18 protein-coding genes are annotated in these 19,343 nt (G+C 66.0%); 14 read left to right on the forward strand and 4 right to left on the reverse strand.

Annotated features, from left to right (window positions below; translation table 11 throughout):
* Positions 1–83: 83 nt before the first annotated feature.
* The 4 genes from QQL24_RS01910 (at position 84) to QQL24_RS01925 (ending at position 3,876) form a co-directional block, all read left to right on the forward strand.
* Entirely contained in the window at positions 84–1,256 is a 1,173-nt protein-coding gene (locus QQL24_RS01910; protein WP_284310186.1) for an acetyl-CoA C-acetyltransferase, read from the forward strand.
* A gap of 183 nt (positions 1,257–1,439) precedes the next feature.
* On the forward strand, positions 1,440–2,165 hold the full coding sequence (phbB, locus tag QQL24_RS01915) for an acetoacetyl-CoA reductase (protein WP_284310187.1): 726 nt from the start codon (positions 1,440–1,442) through the stop codon (positions 2,163–2,165).
* 143 nt (positions 2,166–2,308) lie between these two features.
* A complete protein-coding gene (locus QQL24_RS01920; protein ID WP_284310188.1) occupies positions 2,309–3,220 on the forward strand; it encodes a polyprenyl synthetase family protein in 912 nt (303 codons plus the stop codon).
* On the forward strand, positions 3,217–3,876 hold the full coding sequence (locus QQL24_RS01925) for a DUF1345 domain-containing protein (protein WP_284310189.1): 660 nt from the start codon (positions 3,217–3,219) through the stop codon (positions 3,874–3,876). Before QQL24_RS01920 ends, QQL24_RS01925 begins: the two co-directional genes overlap by 4 nt.
* A gap of 136 nt (positions 3,877–4,012) precedes the next feature.
* Here the strand turns inward: QQL24_RS01925 and QQL24_RS01930 are convergent, their stop codons facing one another.
* Positions 4,013–5,011 (reverse strand): GlxA family transcriptional regulator, encoded by a 999-nt coding sequence (locus QQL24_RS01930; protein ID WP_284310190.1) that lies wholly within the window; start codon positions 5,009–5,011, stop codon positions 4,013–4,015.
* Positions 5,012–5,451: 440 nt separating this feature from the next.
* Here QQL24_RS01930 and QQL24_RS01935 point away from each other — a divergent pair, with 440 nt between their 5' ends.
* From QQL24_RS01935 to QQL24_RS01950, 4 genes are all read left to right on the forward strand, one after another.
* Positions 5,452–6,702 carry a sarcosine oxidase subunit beta family protein gene (locus QQL24_RS01935; RefSeq protein ID WP_284310191.1) on the forward strand — a complete coding sequence of 417 codons (1,251 nt, stop codon included), beginning with the start codon at positions 5,452–5,454 and terminating at the stop codon, positions 6,700–6,702.
* 244 nt (positions 6,703–6,946) lie between these two features.
* The gene (locus QQL24_RS01940; RefSeq protein ID WP_284310192.1) at positions 6,947–7,282 is read left to right on the forward strand and encodes a sarcosine oxidase subunit delta; all 336 of its coding nucleotides are present in this window, start codon (positions 6,947–6,949) and stop codon (positions 7,280–7,282) included.
* On the forward strand, positions 7,279–10,284 hold the full coding sequence (locus QQL24_RS01945) for a sarcosine oxidase subunit alpha family protein (protein WP_284310193.1): 3,006 nt from the start codon (positions 7,279–7,281) through the stop codon (positions 10,282–10,284). Before QQL24_RS01940 ends, QQL24_RS01945 begins: the two co-directional genes overlap by 4 nt.
* Positions 10,277–10,840: a sarcosine oxidase subunit gamma gene (locus tag QQL24_RS01950; protein ID WP_284310194.1), complete on the forward strand. Its 564-nt coding sequence runs from the start codon at positions 10,277–10,279 to the stop codon at positions 10,838–10,840. The genes QQL24_RS01945 and QQL24_RS01950 overlap by 8 nt, the downstream gene beginning before the upstream one ends.
* An 18-nt stretch (positions 10,841–10,858) precedes the next feature.
* Here the strand turns inward: QQL24_RS01950 and QQL24_RS01955 are convergent, their stop codons facing one another.
* The gene (locus QQL24_RS01955) at positions 10,859–12,067 is read right to left on the reverse strand and encodes a M20 aminoacylase family protein (RefSeq protein ID WP_284310195.1); all 1,209 of its coding nucleotides are present in this window, start codon (positions 12,065–12,067) and stop codon (positions 10,859–10,861) included.
* Between the two features lie 184 nt (positions 12,068–12,251).
* A complete protein-coding gene (locus tag QQL24_RS01960; RefSeq protein WP_284310196.1) occupies positions 12,252–13,145 on the reverse strand; it encodes a sugar-binding transcriptional regulator in 894 nt (297 codons plus the stop codon).
* Positions 13,146–13,409: 264 nt separating this feature from the next.
* Here QQL24_RS01960 and QQL24_RS01965 point away from each other — a divergent pair, with 264 nt between their 5' ends.
* From QQL24_RS01965 to QQL24_RS01975, 3 genes are read left to right on the forward strand one after another with little or no spacing between them, the layout of a single operon-like run.
* Positions 13,410–14,324, forward strand: coding sequence for a tagatose-bisphosphate aldolase (locus tag QQL24_RS01965; protein ID WP_284310197.1), 915 nt, complete (start codon positions 13,410–13,412; stop codon positions 14,322–14,324).
* A 16-nt stretch (positions 14,325–14,340) separates the two neighbouring features.
* Positions 14,341–15,228: an ROK family protein gene (locus QQL24_RS01970; protein WP_284310198.1), complete on the forward strand. Its 888-nt coding sequence runs from the start codon at positions 14,341–14,343 to the stop codon at positions 15,226–15,228.
* Positions 15,225–15,758 carry a P-loop nucleotide/nucleoside kinase family protein gene (locus QQL24_RS01975; RefSeq protein WP_284310199.1) on the forward strand — a complete coding sequence of 178 codons (534 nt, stop codon included), beginning with the start codon at positions 15,225–15,227 and terminating at the stop codon, positions 15,756–15,758. Before QQL24_RS01970 ends, QQL24_RS01975 begins: the two co-directional genes overlap by 4 nt.
* A 56-nt stretch (positions 15,759–15,814) precedes the next feature.
* On the opposite strand, the gene argC is transcribed toward QQL24_RS01975, so the two are convergent.
* Positions 15,815–16,774: an N-acetyl-gamma-glutamyl-phosphate reductase gene (gene argC, locus QQL24_RS01980; protein ID WP_284310200.1), complete on the reverse strand. Its 960-nt coding sequence runs from the start codon at positions 16,772–16,774 to the stop codon at positions 15,815–15,817.
* Between the two features lie 468 nt (positions 16,775–17,242).
* On the opposite strand from argC, the gene QQL24_RS01985 reads away from it, so the two are divergent.
* From QQL24_RS01985 to QQL24_RS01995, 3 genes are all read left to right on the forward strand, one after another.
* Positions 17,243–17,524, forward strand: coding sequence for a BufA1 family periplasmic bufferin-type metallophore (locus tag QQL24_RS01985; RefSeq protein ID WP_284310201.1), 282 nt, complete (start codon positions 17,243–17,245; stop codon positions 17,522–17,524).
* A gap of 155 nt (positions 17,525–17,679) precedes the next feature.
* Positions 17,680–18,558 (forward strand): MNIO family bufferin maturase, encoded by an 879-nt coding sequence (gene bufB / locus QQL24_RS01990; RefSeq protein ID WP_284310202.1) that lies wholly within the window; start codon positions 17,680–17,682, stop codon positions 18,556–18,558.
* Position 18,559: 1 nt separating this feature from the next.
* Positions 18,560–19,342 carry an HvfC/BufC N-terminal domain-containing protein gene (locus QQL24_RS01995; protein WP_284310203.1) on the forward strand — a complete coding sequence of 261 codons (783 nt, stop codon included), beginning with the start codon at positions 18,560–18,562 and terminating at the stop codon, positions 19,340–19,342.
* Position 19,343: the final 1 nt, after the last annotated feature.

Raw genomic sequence — 19,343 nt, forward strand, 5'->3', positions numbered from 1 at the left:
GCCATCTGAACCAGCCCATATGCCCAGGGGAGTTGGCCCGCGAACGGGCTGCCGGACAAAAGCTTCAAAGGAGTGAAATCGCCATGAGTGATGTCGTCATTGTCAGCGCCGCGCGCACACCAGTGGGCTCTTTCAACGGTGCCTTTGCCGCCACGCCGGCCCATACGCTCGGCGCTATCGCGGTCAAGGAAGCCATGGCCCGCGCCAAGGTCGAGGGTTCCGAGGTGGACGAAGTCATCCTCGGTCAGGTGCTGAGCGCCGGCGAGGGCCAGAATCCCGCCCGCCAGGCCGCGATGGAAGCCGGCGTGCCGCAGGAGAAGACAGCGTTCGGCCTCAACCAGCTTTGCGGCTCGGGCCTGCGCGCCGTCGGCCTCGGCCTGCAGCAGATCGCCAATGGCGACGCTTCGATCATCGTGGCCGGCGGCCAGGAATCGATGTCGCTGGCGCCGCATGTCGCGCATCTGCGCGCCGGCACCAAGATGGGCGACATGAAGTTCCTTGATTCGATGCTGAAGGATGGCTTGCTCGACGCCTTCCATGGCTATCACATGGGCGTCACCGCCGAGAATATCGCCACCAAGTGGCAACTGACCCGCGAGGAGCAGGACGCGTTCGCCGTCGCTTCGCAGAACAAGGCCGAAGCCGCCCAGAAGGCCGGCCGTCTCAAGGATGAGATCGCCGCGGTGACGATCGCCAGCCGCAAGGGGGACATCATCGTCGACGCCGACGAATATCCCCGCCACGGCGCCACGCTCGAGGGCATGGCCAAGCTTCGCCCCGCCTTCAACAAGGACGGTACGGTCACCGCCGGCAACGCTTCCGGCCTCAATGACGGCGCCGCCGCCGTGGTGCTGATGAGCGCCAAGGATGCCGAAAAGCGCGGCCTGACCCCGCTCGCCCGCATCGCTTCCTGGGCGACCGCTGGCGTCGATCCCGCCATCATGGGCACCGGCCCGATCCCGGCTTCCCGCCGCGCCCTCGAAAAGGCCGGCTGGAAGGTCAGCGATCTCGATCTCGTCGAGGCCAACGAGGCCTTCGCCGCCCAGGCGCTTGCCGTCAACAAGGATATGGGCTGGGATCCCTCAATCGTGAACGTCAATGGCGGCGCCATCGCCATCGGCCATCCGATCGGTGCGTCCGGCGCCCGCGTGCTGGTGACGTTGCTGCACGAACTCGCTCGCCGCGGCGGCAAGAAGGGCATCGCCACGCTGTGCATCGGCGGCGGCATGGGCATCGCGCTGACCGTGGAGCGGTAAGCGCGACGTCATCCCGTGCGCACTGCACCCGCAGGGTGCGGTGCAGACACGGGACCGCGCCGTGCTAGGCGCCCCAGTCTGCCCACGGTCCCGGATCTGCGAAGCGTCGTTGCGTGCCGCATCGCGTCCGGGATGACGCCTATCTCCCCTCAAGAACACCATCGAGATCACCAAGGAGGAACCATGACCAGAGTTGCGATCGTCACGGGCGGCACGCGCGGTATCGGCGCCGCCATTTCGAAGGCACTGAAGGCCGACGGCTACAAGGTGGCCGCGAGCTATGCGGGCAATGACGAGGCGGCGGCCAAGTTCAAGGCCGAGACGGGGATTGCGACCTATAAATGGGATGTCGGCGATTTCGACGCCTGCGCCGCCGGCGTGGCGGAGGTCGAGAAGGATCTGGGTCCCGTCGATATCCTGGTCAGCAATGCCGGCATCACGCGCGACGGCTTCCTGCATAAGATGACCAAAGACCAGTGGTCGGCCGTCATTCGCACCAATCTCGACGGCCTGTTCAACATGACCCGCCCGGTGATCGAGGGCATGCGCAACCGTGGTTTCGGCCGCGTCATCGTGATCTCCTCGATCAACGGCCAGAAGGGCCAGATCGGCCAGACCAATTATTCCGCCGCCAAGGCCGGCGATATCGGCTTTGTCAAGGCGCTGGCGCTGGAAGGCGCAGCCAAGGGCGTCACCGCCAATGTCATTGCGCCAGGCTATGTCGGCACGGAAATGGTGCAGGCGATCGATCCCAAGGTGCTGGAAACGCGCATCCTGCCGCTGATCCCCACCGGCCGCCTCGGCCAGCCCGAGGAGATCGCCCGCGCCGTGCTGTTCCTGGCCTCGGACGATTCCGGCTACATCACCGGCTCGACGCTGAGCATCAACGGCGGCCAGAACATGGCCTAAGGGCGGACTTCAAGGCGTAAAGCGCCGGGCTCCTTCCCCACAGAGCTGGGGAGGGCTTGCGCCTTATTCGGCTCGGAATTGCTTCGCCCGCAGGCCCATCCGCGCTAAGCTCACCTTGGGCGGGCCTTTGCAATGAGCGTTCCATGAATATCGACTTCCATCAGCGTCTCGCTTCGGTTGCCAGCGAGATCGAGGATGTGCTCGTGACGATCTTCGATGTCGCCACCGATCCGCCGGTTCCAGCCCGCCTTCTCAACGCCATGCGCTATGCGGCGCTGGGTGGGGGCAAGCGTTTGCGGCCCTTCCTGGTGGTGGAGACGGCCAACCTTCTCAATGGCGACTCCGGCGCGGCCCTGCGCGCTGGGGCGGCGATCGAATTCGTGCATGTCTACAGCCTCGCTCATGACGACCTGCCGGCGATGGACGACGACGACCTGCGCCGGGGCAAACCCACGCTGCATCTCGCCTTCGACGAGGCGACCGCCATCCTCGCCGGCGACACCCTGCAGACCCTGGCTTTCGAGACCCTAAGCGATCCCGCCACCAGCACCGATCCCGCCATGCGGGCGGAGCTCGTCCTGCTGCTGGCCAGGGCCGCCGGCGGGGCCGGGATGGCTGGCGGCCAGATGCTCGACCTCGAGGCGGAGGGCCGCTTCAGCGCCGAGGTGGAGCTCAATGCCCACGCCATCCGCCAGCTCCAGGCCATGAAGACGGGCGCGATCCTGTCGTGTGCGGTGGAAATGGGCGCCACTATCGGCCGGGCGAATGCCCAGCAATATCAGGCGCTTCTTTCCTATGGCCGGGCGCTCGGCGCTGCCTTCCAGATCGCCGACGACATCCTCGATGTCGAATCCTCCAGCGCCGAGCTCGGCAAGGCCACCGGCAAGGACGCCGGCCGGGGCAAGGGCACACTGGTGGGATTGTGGGGGCTCGGCAAGGCCAAGGCGGAGCTCGCTCGCCTGGTTGACGAGGCTGTGCACGCCCTCGCGCTGTTCGGCGAGGAAGCCGATATCCTGCGGGCTGCCGCGCACTTCACGGCGGAACGGCGCTCATGAGGCAGATCGTCCGGTCGATCACCACCCGGCCGACGCTGGTGTGGTCCTTCGTGGCGGGCTTTGTGCTCGCCTTCGTCTGGCCCGACGTGCCCCTGCTGGAGCGCCTGCTGGCCGGCTGGTGCCTGTCAACCACCTTCTTCGTCGTGGTGGTGAGCTACAGGCTCGGCATGCTGTCGGTTCAGCGGTTCGGCAGCAGGGTCGATGACCTCGATGAGGGCGCCGTCACCATCCTCGCCCTTAGCATGCTGGCGGCAGCCGCGAGCTTCGCCGGCGTGGTCTTCGAGTTGCAGGCGATCCACAGCCACGCCAATCAGAGCGCGCTCGCCCTGCCGCTGATGGTGGCGACCATCGTCTGCTCCTGGTTCTTCATCCACACAATCTTCGCCATCCATTACGCCCATGTCTTCTACAATGACGGCGGCCATCCGGCGAAGCCGTGCCTCGACTTCGGCGGCGACGATGCGCCGCCCGATTATTGGGATTTCGTCTATTTCTCGGTGACGATCGGTGCCTCGTCCGCCACCTCCGACACCAATCTGCACTCGCGCCTGATGCGCCGGCTGGTGGCCGCGCATGCGATCTTCTCGTTCTTCTTCAACGCGACGGTGCTGGCGCTGGCGATCAATATTGCCGCGGGGTTGCTGGGTGGGAATTGACGCTGGGAGCGCGGACGTCCCGTCCGCTCTTGGAAACGGAATGGTCAAAGAAGAAGGCTCCGGCCATGTCGCTGGCTGGAGCCTCTTCCTATAGCGTTATCGTTTCAAGAGCGGACGGGACGTCCGCGCTCCCAGCTCACGCAATCGCCGTCGCGACATTGCGCTCCACCCGCATGCCCTTGCGCTCTTCCGAGGGCGTGCGGTCGAAATGCTCGCTGTAGCACTTCGAAAAATGCGAGGCGGAGACGAAGCCGCAGGCCAGGCCCACCGAGAGGATCGGCATCGAGGTCTGGCGCAGGAGCTGACGGGCCCTGTTGAGGCGCATTTCCAGGTAGTAGCGCGTCGGCGTGGTGTCGAGATAGCGCTGGAACAGGCGCTCGAGCTGCCGGGGCGACAGGCGCACCGTGCGGGCGAGCTGGGCGCAGGAGACCGGGCGCTCCAGGCGCTTGTCCATCTCGCCGATCACGGCCAGGAGCTTGGGATGGGAGACGCCGAGGCGGGCGCGCAGCTCCATGCGCTGGCGTTCATGCGAATCGCGCATGCGGTGGTGAATCAGCTCGTCCGTGACGAGGGCGGCGATCACGGCACCCTTCTTGGCGGTGATCAAGGCGAGCATCATGTCGATCGAGGCCGTGCCGCCGGCACAGGTGAAGCGGTTGCGGTCGATCTCGAATAGCTCCTGCGTGGCGTCGATCTCCGGAAATTCCTCGCGGAAACTGTCGAAATTCTCCCAATGGATGGCGCAGCGATGGTCATCGAGCAGGCCGGCCTTGGCGAGGATATAGGTGCCGGTGCACACCGCGCCGATCGAGACGCCGTAGAAGGCGAGCTTGCGCAGCTTGGCGATCAGGGAGCTGTGGTCGTATTTCTGCACATCCAAGCCGGAGCAGACGATGATCTCGGGCATCGGGCCGACATCGCCATAAGCGCCGTCGACGGCAACGGCTACCCCGTTGGAGGCTTCGAGCGGCTGGCCATCCGGCGAATAGAGTCGCCAGGCGAAGGCCTTGGCGCCCGTGACGTAATTGGTCAGGCGCAGGACCTCGACCGCCGCCGCGAAAGCGATCATCGAGAAATTGGGGGTGAGCAGGAAGCCGACGGTGTGCGTGGCGCCGATATCCGGCCGGATGTTCATACGCTGTTCTCCATTGGGTCACGACCGGATCGAGACCGGCCATGCGAAACAAAAGAAAGCGGGAAAGCGCACCGGATGGAGCGATCACCCTCGGGACTGGTGGCGGACGTCTGAAGCGTCCTGGGTGCAACTTCTGTTGCTTTGAGCCGCCTTGTTGGAAACGACGGCTGGGGGCGATCTTGCGACATTTCTGGAAGAGTTCTGATTTGGACTCGACGGGATGTCGCTTTTAATGTCGTAAATTGACAAATGCAAGATGTGCGTTTGCGACCTCCTGGTCAAACACTATCCTGAAAGCGCCGCTCTGGCGACATCAGCGATAGCCGCCGCAGAACATTTTCTTCCGATGCGACAAAAGGCGCGTCGCTTCCGTGCTAGACGGGGCGATGGGGGGATGTTGATAGTCGCCCCCTCACGATTCCTCGAACTGGCGGCAAGACGTGCGGTTTTCTGTCTTTTCCCTGGCGCGCAACGCGCTGAGCGGTCACCAGAACTGGCCCGAGCAATGGCGCTCGCCCGAGCCCAAGGCGAGCTATGATGCCATCATCATCGGCGCCGGCGGCCATGGTCTCGCCACGGCCTATTACATGGCTTCCGAGCATGGCATGCGCAACATCGCGGTCATCGAGCGCGGCTGGCTCGGCGGCGGCAATACCGGCCGCAACACGACGATCATCCGGTCCAACTATCTGTGGGAAGAGAGCGGCAAGCTCTACGACCACGCGATGAAGCTGTGGCAGAACCTCTCCCAGGTGCTGAACTACAATGTGATGTATTCGGCCCGCGGCGTGATGATGCTGGCGCACAATGTCCACGACGTACAGGTCGCCAAGCGCCACGTGCATGCCAATCGCCTCGCCGGCATCGACAATGAATGGCTGACGCCGGAAGAGGCGAAGGAATTCTGCCCGATCCTCAACATCTCCAAGGATATCCGCTACCCGATCATGGGCGCCGCCCTGCAGCGCCGTGGCGGCGTGGCTCGCCATGACGCCGTGGCCTGGGGCTATGCCCGTGCCGCCGACGCGCTCGGCGTCGACATCATCCAGAACTGCGAGGTCACCGGCATCCTGCGCGATGCCTCCGGCGCGGTGGAAGGGGTCGAGACCTCCAAGGGCACCATTCGGACCAAGAAGATCGGCGTCGTCGCCGCCGGCCACACCTCGGTGGTCATGGACATGGCCGGCGTGCGCATGCCGCTCGAAAGCTATCCCCTGCAGGCGCTGGTCTCCGAGCCCTTGAAGCCGATCATGCCCTGCGTGGTGATGTCGAACACCGTACACGCCTATATGTCGCAATCCGACAAGGGCGACCTCGTCATCGGCGCCGGCACCGACCAGTATGTCTCCTATTCGCAGACCGGGGGTCTGCACATCGCCGCCCACACGCTGGACGCCATCTGCGAGCTCTTCCCTGTCGTGCGCCGCACCCGCATGATGCGCAACTGGGGCGGCATCGTCGACGTCACGCCGGACCGCTCGCCGATCCTCTCCAAGACGCCGGTGCCCGGTCTCTTCGTCAATTGCGGCTGGGGCACCGGCGGCTTCAAGGCGACGCCCGGCTCCGGCCACGTCTTTGCCCATACGGTGGCCACGGGCGAACCCCATCCGATCGCCGCTCCCTTTACCCTCGACCGCTTCCGCACCGGTCGCCTGATCGATGAAGCGGCCGCCGCCGCCGTTGCGCACTGAGGTTCGGGATGGGGTCGCTGGCAATAAGCGCCACGCCCACCCTCCCCTTGATGGGGAGGGTCGACGCGAAGCGTCGGGGTGGGGTGGCTTCTTACGAAAAAACTCTGAAGAGAGACGGCTATTCGTACTGGCGTGGCGTCTCTCACCCCACCCCGGACCTTTGGTCCGACCCTCCCCATCAAGGGGAGGGTGAAGTGGCGGAACCGCTCTTGTTTCAACCCAAAGCCGTGCTCTAAGGACTGCCATGCTTCTCATCCGCTGCCCTTACTGCGAGCAGGACCGTCCCGAGCTCGAATTCCGCAACATGGGCGAGGCCCATATCGCCCGCCCGACCTTTTCCGAGGCGATCACCGACGTCGAGTGGGAGGGCTTCCTCTACACCCGCTCCAATCCCAAGGGGCTGATCGCCGAGCGCTGGCGCCACATCCACGGCTGCGCCCGCTTCTTCAACGCCGTGCGCCATACCGTGACCGACAAATTCGTGATGACCTACAAGCAGGGTGAGCCCAAGCCCGACCTTACCGCCCTGGCCGAACAGCTTGCGGCCTCGGCCCCGGTGAATCGGGAGGCCCGCTCGTGAGCGCCTCCTTCCGCACCGGTTCCGGCGGCCGCATAGACCGTTCCAAGCCTGTTAACTTCACCTTCGACGGCGTCGCCTATCAGGGTGTACGCGGCGACACCCTCGCCTCGGCCCTGATCGCCAATGGCGTGCACCTGGTTGGGCGCTCCTTCAAATATCACCGGCCACGCGGCTTCATGGCGGCGGGGTCGGAAGAAGCCAATGCCATGGTCACCGTCATCCGCGACGCCGGCCGCACCACGCCGAACCTGCGCGCCACGCAGGTCGAGATCTATGAGGGCCTCACGGTCATCAGCCAGAACCGCTGGCCCTCGCTGAAGGTCGACGCCGGCGAAATCAACGACAAGCTCTCGCCGCTCTTCGCTTCCGGCTTCTACTACAAGACCTTCATGTGGCCGCAGAGCTTCTGGAAGGATGTCTATGAGCCGAAGATCCGTGCCGCCGCCGGCTTCGGCGAGGCGCCGAAGGAAGCCGATCCCGACCGCTACCTCAACCGCTTCGCTCATTGCGACGTGTTGGTGGTCGGCTCCGGCCCGGCCGGCCTTGCCGCCACCATTGCGGCCGTAGAGACCGGCGCCTCGGTGATCCTGTGCGACGAGCAGGCCGAACTCGGCGGCTCGCTGCTCTCGGAGACCAAGGCGACCATCGAGGGGCGTGCCGCCCGCGACTGGGCCACCGACATCATCATGTCGCTGGCCCTCAACGACGGCGTGCGCCTGATGACGCGTACCACGGCCTTCGGCTGGTATTCGGACAATTTCGTCGCCCTGTGCGAGCGTCTCACCGACCATGTCGCCGAGCCCGATGCCAGGATGCCGCGCGAGCGCATGTGGCAGGTCCGCGCCAGGCAGGTGGTGATCGCCGCCGGCGCCATCGAGCGCCCGCTGGTGTTCCCGGAGAATGATCGCCCAGGCATCATGCTGGCCGATGCAGCCCGCATTTTCGTCAACCGCTATGGCGTCAAGCCCGGCAACCGCGCCGTTGTTGTCACCGCCTGCGACAGCGCCTACCAGGCCGCGCTGGACCTCAAGGCGGCCGGCGTCGAGGTGCCCGTCATCGCCGATATCCGCCCCCACGGCGGCGCTATGATGAAGGAAGCCGAAGGCGCGGGCATCCGCGTCATCACCGGCGCCACGGTGCGCGGCACCAAGGGGCGCCTGCGCGTCAGCGCCGTCAGCCTCGGCCGTATCGGCACGGACGGCGTCAGCATCAATGACCGCGAGACGGTGAACTGCGACCTCGTGCTGATGTCAGGCGGCTGGACGCCGACGGTGCATCTGTTCTCGCAGTCGCGCGGCAAGCTCAAATTCGACGAGTCCAAACAGATCTTCATCCCCGGCGCGGCTCGCGACGAGGAACGCTCCGCCGGTGCCTGCCGCGGCGTGTTCGAATTCGGCGCCGTCATCAATGACGGTTTTGCCGCCGGCCATGAGGCGGGCCGCGACGCCGGCTTCTCCAAAGGCGCGCTCAAGACCTTCGATGTCGACGACGCCGTCGATCCGGAGGGCTTCTACACCGGCGCCTTGCCGCATGAGCGCGATGCCAACCGCGTCAAGGCTTTCGTCGACTTCCAGCACGACGTCACCGCCAAGGACATCAAGCTCGCCACCCGCGAGGGCTTTCGCTCCATCGAGCATGTGAAGCGCTACACCACCACGGGCATGGCGACAGACCAGGGCAAGACCTCCAACATCAATGCACTCGCCATCGCCGCCAAGGCGATCGACAAGCCGGTGCCGCAGGTCGGCCTCACCACCTTCCGCCCACCCTATACGCCCACCACCTTCGGCCTCTTCGCCGGCACGGCGCGCGGCGACCTGTTCGACCCCGTGCGCAAGACGCCGATGCACGACGCCGAAGCCGCGCTCGGCGCCGCCTTCGAGGATGTCGGCCTGTGGAAGCGCGCCTGGTATTATCCGCGCAGCGGCGAGAGCATGCATGAGGCGGTGAACCGCGAATGCAAGACGGTGCGCGACAAGGTCGGCATGTTCGACGCCACCACGCTCGGCAAGATCGAGGTGGTCGGCCCGGATGCGGCCGAGTTCATGCACCGCATCTATGTCAACCCGTTCATGAAGCTGGAGCCGGGGCGCCTGCGCTACGGCATCATGACGCGTGACGACGGCTTCGTTTACGACGACGGCGTGGTCGGCCGCATGACTGCGGATCGCTTCCATGTCACCACCACCACGGGCGGCGCGCCGCGCGTGCTCTCGCATATGGAGGACTATCTCCAGACCGAGTGGACCGATCTCAAGGTCTGGCTGACCTCCACCACCGAGCAATGGGCCGTCATCGCCGTGCAGGGCCCGCATGCCCGTGACGTGCTGACGCCGCTGGTCGAGGGCATCGATATCTCGAGGGACGGCATGCCGCATATGTCGGTGAAGGAAGGCCGCATCTGCGGCGTTCCCACCCGCCTGTTCCGCATGAGCTTCACCGGCGAGACCGGCTTCGAAGTCAACGTGCCCAGCGCCTATGGGCGCGCGGTGTGGGAGGCCATCCATGCCGAAGTCGTCAAATATGACGGCTGCGCCTATGGCACCGAGGCGATGCATGTGCTGCGTGCCGAGAAAGGCTACATCATCGTCGGCCAGGACACGGACGGCACGCTGACGCCGGACGAGGCGGGCGTGGGCTGGGCGGTCGGCAAGGCCAAGGCCGATTTCGTCGGCAAGCGCGGCCTGATGCGACCGGACCTGAAGGACGCCAACCGCAAGCAGTTCGTCGGCCTTCTCACCGCCGATCCCGGCGTGGTGCTGGAAGAGGGCGGCCAGATCACCGACATGGCGGAGCCCGCCATCGGCGAACATGCCCTCGGCCATATCACCTCGGCCTATTGGAGCTCCAATCTCGGCCGCTCCATCGCGCTGTGCAATCTCGAACGCGGCCGCTCGCGCTATGGCGAGACGGTCTATGTGCCGATGCCCGGCGGTTCGATCGCCGTGAAGGTGGTCGACCCCATCTTCATCGACAAGGAAGGAACGCGGCTCAATGGCTGATATCGCAACCCGCCGCGATCCGCTCGACGGCGTCGCTCCGCTCACGGCCCGCAGCCGCCTCACCATCGAGGCCGCCCCGCGCGGCGCCCGTCTGGTGCTGCGCGGGCCCGACAGCGCCGCGGTGGCGGCCGGCCAGGGCTTCGGTCTGGCGTTGCCGGAGAGGCTCAACACGGCCTCCACCGACGGCACCCGCACCGCCTTCAAGCTTGGCCCGGACGAATGGCTGCTGCTCGCCCCTGAAAATGGTGAGGCGGAAGCCTATGGCGCCATCGAGGGCGCGGTGGACGAGCCCCATTCCCTCGTCGATGTCAGCCCCCGCAATGTCGGCATCCTCGTTTCCGGCTCGCTCGCCGCCGACGTGCTGAATTTCGGCGTGATGCTCGACCTCGACCTCAAGGCCTTCCCGATCGGCACGGCCACGCGCACTTTGTTCGTCAAGGCCGAGATCGTGCTCTGGCGCAAGGGCCTGAACGACTTCCACATCGAAGTCTGGCGCTCCTTTGCCGAATACCTGCACGGCCAGCTCGAGCAGGCCGCGAGGGAATATGTGAAGTAGCTGGGAGCGCGGACGTCCCTACGACACTCGAGAGAGTGTCGTAGGGACGTCCGCGCTCCCAGCATTCAAATACGCCTCAGCCAGCTCCGTCCAGAACGCCGCGCCGATAGGCAGCAGGTCGTCATTGAAGTTGTACGCAGGGTGATGCAGCGGCCTGTCGCTGCCCTCGCCGCGGCTGCCGCCCAGGAAGAAATAACAGCCCGGCTTTTCCTTCAGCATGAAGGCGAAATCCTCGCTGCCCATGAAGGGACGCTGCAGCTCGGTGACCTTCTCCGGCCCGGCGAAGCGTCGGGCAAGCTCGCGCACGAAATCGGTTTCGGCCGTATGGTTCACGGTGGCATCGAAGAAGCGCTCATGGTTGACCGTGGTGCTCATGCCGTAGCTCTCGGCCTGCGCCGTGGCGATCAGGCGGATGCGCCGTTCCAGCTCGTCGCGCACCTTGGGATCGAAGGAGCGGATGCCCACCACCATCTCGGCGCGTGCAGGAATGATGTTGCTCGCTGTGCCAGCGTGGAAGCTGCCGACCGTCACCACGGTGGGATCGCAGGCATGGATGTTGCGCGAGACGATGGTCTGCAGCGCCATCACGATGCTGGCGCCGCAGACGATGGGATCGGCGGTGGCCTCCGGCTCGGCCCCATGGCCGCCCGAGCCGTTGACGGTGATCCGGGCCTCGTCCACCGCGGCGCAGACCGGTCCGTCGCGCAGGGCGAACTGGCCAAAGGGCGAGCGCGGGTCGTTATGCAGGGCGAAGACCGCGTCGCAGGGGAATTTCTCGAACAGGCCCTCCTCGACCATGATGCGGGCGCCGCCGAAATTCTCCTCGGCCGGCTGGAAGATGAGGTGCACGGTGCCGTCGAAAGCGCGGCGCTCGGCGATGGCGCGGGCGGCGCCCAGCAGCATGGTGGTGTGGCCGTCATGGCCGCAGGCATGCATCAGGCCCGGCGTCCTGCTGGCATAATCGAGCCCGGTCTCCTCCAAGATGGGCAGGGCATCCATGTCGGCGCGGATGCCGACCGATTTGCGGCTGGTGCCGTTGCTGAGCGTCGCGACCACGCCGGTCCTGGCGAGGCCTCGCGTGACCTTGTAGCCATAGCTTTCGAGCTCACGCGCCACCAGCTCGGAGGTGCGGACCTCCTCGAGACCAAGCTCGGGATGGGCATGAAGGTCGCGCCGGATCGCCACGAGCTCCGGCACGCTGTCGAGCAGATTGGAATGGATGTTCATGTCGATCCCGGCAAACGCCCCTGATTGGTCTAGAGCAAAGCGCGTTTACACGTAAACGCCCATTGCTCTAACTCCTTGTTTTAACGCGTCTTTGCGATTCTTGTCGGTTCCGTCAAATCGCAAAACGCTATAGCCGCATCAGACGCCATTTCCCGCCGGCATTTCAAGCCGGATCGCACGCCTCTCAGCCCTGCAGCACGCCGAGGATCGCCTGCGCGGTAGCGACATCTGTCACCACGGCGTTGATCAGTCCAGCCCGCACGGCGCCGATGATCGCCCTGGCCTTTTCGGGCGAGACGGCAACGCCGATGACCAGCGGCACGGCCCGTAGCTGCGCCGGCGAGACGGCGATCAGGCTCTTATCGCCGTCCCACGGCACGATAGTGCCGGCCTCGTCAAAATAATGGCGGATCACGTCGCCCGCCACATGGGCCAGCGCCCTCTCGCTGGAGGTGACGGTGCCGGCATGGATCGGATCCACCGCATGCGGCAGGCCAACGCCGACCAGCGCCACGTCGATGCGGTCCCACAGTGCGATCTGGTCGCGCACGGTCGGGTCGTTGACGAAGGCGTCGCGATATTGCGGGGAGGGCAGATAGGGCGCGAAGATGAATTTCGGCACGCCGCCGAGCTGCTCGGCCGCCAGGCGCACGAATTCGTTGATCTGGAAATGCGGGGCGGATTGCTGCATGCCGCCGGTGGCCGGCACGGTGACGACGCCTGGGATACGCGGCAGGCCCGCGCGGATCACCTCGCGCACGGCGCGCCCCCAACCGATGGCGAGCACGGAACCGTCCTTCAGCCCGGCCGTCCTGAGGAGCGTGCCGACCGGCTGGGCGAGCGAGCCCAGAAGTCCCACCTCGACCGTATCGACCACCGCCGCCTGCTTCAGGCCCAGCGCCTCGATCAGCTCGCGCGTGATCTCCTCCGGCGCGGCGAAATCGCGGATCTCGATGCGCACGATGCCCTCCTCGCGAGCCCGGCGCAGCAGGCGCGAGATGGTGGCCGTCGAGAGGCCGAGCCGGCGGGCGATCTCGATCTGCGAGAGGTCGGACTCGTAGTGGAGACGTGCGACCATGTGCAGCGTCCTGCGTGTGGCCGACCCATCCGTGGAGGCATTGTCAGACAGCTTGCAATTCCTTTCAGAAATATGTTACAGGATATCCGGTGAAACGGGAAGCATCCGTCCGTTCTGGGCGGAACACGAGCGGTGCAGCAAATTTGCTGCCTGCTCAATGCAAATCGATCATCGGCCGCAAGTTTATCATGCCCTTTGGCGCGCTTTCCGGCAGGCCGATCCGCCCCTCTTGCGGGGCGCGAGCACAAGGATAGGGACAGGCCCATGGCCAGCATGACGACATCGGAACTTCGCGGCTATCAACAGATCTGCGGCCCCAACGGGGCGATGATGGTCGTCGCCTGCGACCAGCGGGGCGGCATGCGCACCTTGCTGGCGAGCGAGCCTGCCGATCAGGCCGCGATCAGTGACGCTACGCTCGGCGAGACCAAGTCCGATATCGTGAAATATCTGGCAAACCAGGCCTCCTGCGTGCTGCTCGATCCCATCTGCGCCGTGCCGAAGGTGGTCGATGACGGTGTGCTGGCGCGCGATGTGGCGCTGCTGGTCGGTCTTGATGCCTCCGGCTTCGACAAGACAGCGGAGGGTTACCGTCTGTCGCGCCTGGTGCCGGGCATCGACGCCCGCCGTGTGCGCGAACTGGGCGGCACCGGCGGCAAGATCATGGTCTATCTGCGCGCCGACAAGCCCGAGGCCAACGGCCACAACATCGAGATCCTGCGCCGCTGCATCGAGGATTTCGCCCGCGAGGACCTGCTACTGGTGGTGGAGTTCCTCACCTACGACCTGCCGGGCGAGAGCCGGGAAGATTATGCCGCCAAGGTACCGGACTTGGTGGTGGAAGGGACCAGGATCTGCCTCGATCTTGGTTCGAAGGTGCTGAAGCTGCCTTATCCCGGCACGCCGGAAGCCTGTGCCGCCGTCTCCCGGCTCGCCGGCTCCGTGCCGTGGGCGGTGCTCTCGGCCGGCGTCGACCACTCGACCTTCCTTGGCCAGGTCGAGACGGCCATGCGCAACGGCGCCTCCGGCGTGATCGCCGGGCGCGCGCTGTGGAAGGACTGCATTTCGCTCGACCGAAAGGAAACGGCAAAACGCCTCACCACTGTCGCCGTGCTGCGCCTGCGCGAGATCCAGACCGTGATCGCCCGCCACGCCGTCAATCCGGCGCAGGCGGCCTGAGGCCGCCGGACCCGTCATGCATCCCCCATCCCAGGCGATCGGCATCGATATCGGCGGCACCAATGTGCGGGCGGCCTGCGTCAATGCTTCCGGGCAGATCCTCGACTATGTCACCGAGAGGACCTGCCGCGAGGCGCCTGCGCTTGTCGCCCGGCTCGTCGCCATGGTCCGCCAGCTCGACCGGCCCGGCATCTCCACGGTCGGCATCGGCGTGCCCGGCCGGGTCGATGCCCGCTGCGGCCTGGTGCTCTCGGGTGGCTATGTCGACCTTTCCGCCATCTCCCTCGCCGATGTCATCGGCCGGGAGACGGGCAAACGCGTGTTCATCGACAATGATTGCAACATGGCGCTCACCGCCGAGGTCGCCATCGGCGCCGCGCGTGGCTGCCGCCATGTGGCCATGCTGACCATCGGCACCGGCATCGGCGGCGCCCTGATGCTGGAAGGAACCGTGCTGCGCGGCCGGCGCAGCGCCGGCCAGCTCGGCCATGTCACCGTGGAAGCCCGCGGATTGGCGTGCAAGTGCGGCCGGCGGGGCTGCGTCGAGACCGTGAGTTCGGGCACGGCCCTCGGCCGCCACATCGCCGAGGCCGGCTTGCCCACCGACGTCACGGCCGATGGCCTGCTCGCCCTCGCCCGTAGCGGCGACTCCAGGGCGATCGGCGTGGTGCAGGCCTGGGCCGGGCCGCTGCGGGCGGCGGTCGATAGCATCGTCGCGGCTGTCGATCCCGAACTCTTCCTGCTCGGCGGCGGGCTCGGCCAGGCGGCCTGCGCAGCGCTGGAATGGGCGCCGGCCGTGTCACCATGGTATCAGTGCCCGGTAAAGCCGGCGACCCTGGGCGACGATGCCGGCGTCATCGGCGCGGGCCTGGCCGGAGCGCAGCGGGATATGCTGACGTCATGAAGAAGGCCGTTCTCGTCAATGGCGTGCCGGCCAGCGGCAAGAGCAGCGTTGCCCGCGCCCTGGCGGATGCGCGGGGCTGGGCGATCCTTGCCCTCGACAGCATCAAGGAGCCCTTCTTCGACCATCTCGGCATCGGCGACCGCGAGTTCAACCGCAAGCTCGGGCGGGCGAGCTACCAGGCGATGTGGTCGATCGTCGGGGATGCGCCGGAGGGCATGACCTTCATCGCGGACGCCTGGTTCGGCTTCCAGCCCCGCGAGGTACTGAAGGCGCATCTTTCCCGCGCCGGCGTCGGCATGACGGCCGAGATCTGGTGCCATGCTCCGCCGGAGGTTCTGGTCGAGCGCTATCGTTCGCGGCTGCACTTGCGCCATGCCGGTCATCCGGGCGAGGCCTTCCTGCCCGAGCTCGACGCCCTCGCCCGCCGCGCTGAACCGCTGCGCTGCGGGCCGGTCTTCGAGGTCGATACCACCCAGCCGCTCGATCGAGCGCAATTGCTCGGCTGGGTGGACGACGTATTGGCGGGGTAGGACGATACGAATCGTCGGGCAGCGCGACCGGGCTCACCCGACCGTTGAGTCGGCCGTTACATCCCCAGCGTCAGTTGGATGTTCTGCACGGCCGCGCCGGAAGCGCCCTTGCCGAGATTGTCGAGCCTTGCGACCAGGACGGCCTGGCCGTGTGCTTCATGCGGGAAGATGCGCAGCTCCAGATGGTCGGTGTCGTTCAGCGCCTCGGGCTCCAGCTTGGCAGAGCCGTCGATCGGCAGCACTCTCACCAGCCGCGCACCCTCGTAATAGCGGGCGAGGATGGCATGCAGGTCGGCGGCCTTCGGCTTGCCCGGCAGGGTATCGAGATGCAGCGGCACGGAGACCAGCATGCCCTGCCGGAAATTGCCTACCGATGGCACGAAGATCGGCCGGCGGGCGAGATGGGCATATTCCTGGATCTCCGGCACATGCTTGTGCTCGAGCGTCAGGCCGTAGAGCTCGAAGGCCGGCGCGGTGCCCGCCTCATAGGCCTCGATCATCGACTTGCCGCCGCCGGAATAGCCGCTCACCGCATTGATGGTGATGGGATAGTCGGCCGGGATAGCGCCGGCGTCGACCAGCGGGCGCAGAAGTGCGATGGCGCCGGTGGGATAGCAGCCGGGATTGGAAACAAAACGGGCGTTCGCTATCTTTTCGGCCTGGCCGGGAGCCATCTCGGCGAAGCCGAATGCCCAGCCCGGCGCGACGCGGTGGGCCGTGGAGGCGTCGAGCACCTTCGGGCCCTCGGCGCCGAGCTCGCGCACCAGGGCAACGGTCTCCTTGGCGGCAGCGTCGGGCAGGCAGAGCACCACGAGGTCGACCTCGCGCAGCAGCGCTTTCTTGGCGGCGACATCCTTGCGCAGCTCCGGCGCGATGCTGCGCAGGGTCACGCCCGGGACTGAGCCCAATCGCTCGCGGATGCCGAGCCCGGTCGTGCCGGCCTCGCCGTCGATGAAGACGGTACGGACGGCGCTGGCCTGGTGCGGCTTGTCAGCGAGATCGGAAAGGGCGGCCATGGCAGGTCCTCCTCGAGGAGCGCGGGCGGGTTTAAGGGAACGCTGGCTATATCGGGGCCATTGATGTTGCTGTCAATGATTATGGGGTATCGAAGAGGCGATAGTTTCGCGCCGTTTAGGAGTGAGGCGCAGGCTCGGTGTGCCGTTCCCGCCACATCGACTTTCAGTCGATGTGGCGGGAACGGCATGCGACATCCGAGAAGGTCTCGCCCTTCACAAAGCATGCCGGTCTGAAGACCGGCACACCGAGGGCTGCGTTCCCAGCACCTCGAAAGCCCAACACCCTCCTACGAACCTGCCACTCCCTTTGTTACAACCTGAAATATCACATGTTTTCGCGCAAAAAGTGCGTATTTCGCCACGCTCACTTGATTTGGCGGCAAGGGCGGAACGCGGCATAGTCCTGTCCATGCAGAGGACGCCAACCTTCCCCCGGTCCCTGCACCAGAGACACACAAGGAACACCCCATGTCCGTTTTCACCAAGGCCACCACCGCTTTCGCTCTGGCTGGCGCCGTCGCCAGCGCCGCGGCTCTGCTCTCGGCTCCCGCCCGTGCCGACGACGCCAAGGAGAAGTGCTACGGCGTCTCGCTCAAGGGCCAGAACGACTGCGCCGCCGGCAACCATTCCTGCGCCGGCACCTCGAGCATCGACTATGACGGCCAGTCCTTCAAGCTCGTGCCGAAGGGCAGCTGCGTCACCATGAAGACACCGACCGGCATGGGCTCGCTGACCCCGATCAAGAGCTGATCGCCGCGCCTTTCCCCTCTCCCAGCCTGGTTGGGGGAGGGGAAGATCCGCGGGGATGACAGGTCGAGGCCTGAGACTTTCCCGGTCGCATATCTTGAGACGTAACACCTTTCCTCTCGCCGCCGTAGTAAGCTTCGAATGCCACGGAGAGTCCCATGAGCACCGCCCGCTTCAACACGCTGCCCCTTCGCGCCGGCGCCGGGCTCAAGCCTGAGCACATCAAAGATATCCTGGCCGGCAGGCCCGAGATGGGCTTCTTCGAAGTCCATGCCGAGAATTACATGGGCGCAGGCGGCCCGCCTCATACCCAGCTCAGGGCCATCGCCGAGACCTATCCCCTGTCGCTGCATGGCGTGGGCCTGTCCATCGGCGCCGCCAGACCCCTCGACAAGGAACATCTCGCCCGCCTAAAGGCGCTGAACGAGCGCTACCGGCCGGCGAGCTTTTCCGAGCACCTTGCCTGGTCGAGCCATGAGGAGGTCTTCCTCAACGACCTCCTGCCGGTGCCCTATACTCAGGAGACGCTGAGCCGCGTGTGCGACCATATCGACGAGGTCCAGGCGGTGATGAACCGGCCGATGCTGCTGGAGAACCCCTCCACCTATCTCCTGTTCGAGGAGAGCACGATCGAGGAGACGGATTTCCTGCGCGCCATCGCCGCCCGCACCGGCTGTGGCCTCCTGCTCGACGTCAACAATGTCTTCGTCTCCTCCACCAACCACGACACCTCGCCCGAGGCCTATCTCGACCGCTTTCCGCTCGAGCTCGTGGCGGAGATCCACCTCGCCGGCCATGCCGAGACGGTCGACGATGCCGGTGCGCCGCTTCTCATCGATGCGCATGACCGTCCGGTCGCCGATCCCGTCTGGGCGCTCTATGAGCGTGTCATCCACAAGGCAGGCCGCCTGCCCACCCTGATCGAATGGGACAACGACGTGCCCGAATGGCCGGTCCTTGCCCGCGAGGCCGCCCTGGCCGAAGCGGCTATGGATCGTGCCGCCAAGAAATTGGCCACCAACAAGCGGGCGGCCTGAGATGTTGGCCGATCTGCAATCCGCTTTCCGCAAGGCTGTGCTCGATCCGGCGGTAGCGACGCCTTCCGGCCTCATGGCCCATAATGGCGTGGCGCCGCAGCGGCGTTTCGCCGTCTACCGCAACAACGTCACGCTCGGCCTCGCCGGAGCAGTGGAGAGCCGCTTCCCCGCCTCGATCGCGCTGGTGGGCGAGGAGTTTTTCAGGGCGCTCGCCACGCTGTTCGTGCGGGCCCATCCGCCGCGCTCGCCGCTGCTCTTGACCTATGGCGACGAGCTGCCCGGTTTCACGGAAGGCTTCGAGCCGGCGCGCGAGGTGCCCTATCTCGCCGATGTCATGCGGCTCGAGATCGCGCGCAGCCAGGCCTATCACGCCGCCGATGCCGAGCCCGCCTCGCTCGACGCGCTGAGCGCCCTGCCGCCCGACCAGCTCGGCGACGTCCGTGTGATCTTTCATCCCGCGGTGCGCCTACTGCGCTCGGCCTTCCCGGCGGCGACCATCTGGCAGATGAATTCAGGCGGTGAGATCAGCGAGATCACCGACTGGTCCGGCGAGGACGTGCTGGTGACGCGCCCACATCTCGATGTCGCCGTGCAGATCCTGCCACCCGGCGGCTATGCCTTCCTCGCCGCGCTGCAGGCAGGAGAGCCCCTGGGCGTCGCCGCCGAAACTGCCTTCGCCGACGCGGCGGATTTCGATCTTCCCGGCGCCATGGCGGCGCTGGTCAATGCCGGCATTGCCTGCCGGTTCGAGCTTCAACCTGAAACCGCGGCTCTCCCGGGCTGAC

The sequence above is a fragment of the Labrys miyagiensis genome, assembly GCF_030160835.1.
Taxonomy (GTDB): domain Bacteria; phylum Pseudomonadota; class Alphaproteobacteria; order Rhizobiales; family Labraceae; genus Labrys; species Labrys miyagiensis.

Coding starts and splice junctions, on each gene's coding strand:
- QQL24_RS01920 (WP_284310188.1), top strand. CDS start 2,309: ATGAATATCGACTTCCATCAGCGTCTCGCTTCGGTTGCCAGCGAGATC.
- bufB (WP_284310202.1), top strand. CDS start 17,680: ATGAGCACCGCCCGCTTCAACACGCTGCCCCTTCGCGCCGGCGCCGGG.
- QQL24_RS01950 (WP_284310194.1), top strand. CDS start 10,277: ATGGCTGATATCGCAACCCGCCGCGATCCGCTCGACGGCGTCGCTCCG.
- QQL24_RS01910 (WP_284310186.1), top strand. CDS start 84: ATGAGTGATGTCGTCATTGTCAGCGCCGCGCGCACACCAGTGGGCTCT.
- QQL24_RS01940 (WP_284310192.1), top strand. CDS start 6,947: ATGCTTCTCATCCGCTGCCCTTACTGCGAGCAGGACCGTCCCGAGCTC.
- QQL24_RS01995 (WP_284310203.1), top strand. CDS start 18,560: ATGTTGGCCGATCTGCAATCCGCTTTCCGCAAGGCTGTGCTCGATCCG.
- QQL24_RS01960 (WP_284310196.1), bottom strand. CDS start 13,145: ATGGTCGCACGTCTCCACTACGAGTCCGACCTCTCGCAGATCGAGATC.
- QQL24_RS01985 (WP_284310201.1), top strand. CDS start 17,243: ATGTCCGTTTTCACCAAGGCCACCACCGCTTTCGCTCTGGCTGGCGCC.
- QQL24_RS01975 (WP_284310199.1), top strand. CDS start 15,225: ATGAAGAAGGCCGTTCTCGTCAATGGCGTGCCGGCCAGCGGCAAGAGC.
- phbB (WP_284310187.1), top strand. CDS start 1,440: ATGACCAGAGTTGCGATCGTCACGGGCGGCACGCGCGGTATCGGCGCC.
- QQL24_RS01965 (WP_284310197.1), top strand. CDS start 13,410: ATGGCCAGCATGACGACATCGGAACTTCGCGGCTATCAACAGATCTGC.
- argC (WP_284310200.1), bottom strand. CDS start 16,774: ATGGCCGCCCTTTCCGATCTCGCTGACAAGCCGCACCAGGCCAGCGCC.
- QQL24_RS01970 (WP_284310198.1), top strand. CDS start 14,341: ATGCATCCCCCATCCCAGGCGATCGGCATCGATATCGGCGGCACCAAT.
- QQL24_RS01925 (WP_284310189.1), top strand. CDS start 3,217: ATGAGGCAGATCGTCCGGTCGATCACCACCCGGCCGACGCTGGTGTGG.
- QQL24_RS01930 (WP_284310190.1), bottom strand. CDS start 5,011: ATGAACATCCGGCCGGATATCGGCGCCACGCACACCGTCGGCTTCCTG.
- QQL24_RS01955 (WP_284310195.1), bottom strand. CDS start 12,067: ATGAACATCCATTCCAATCTGCTCGACAGCGTGCCGGAGCTCGTGGCG.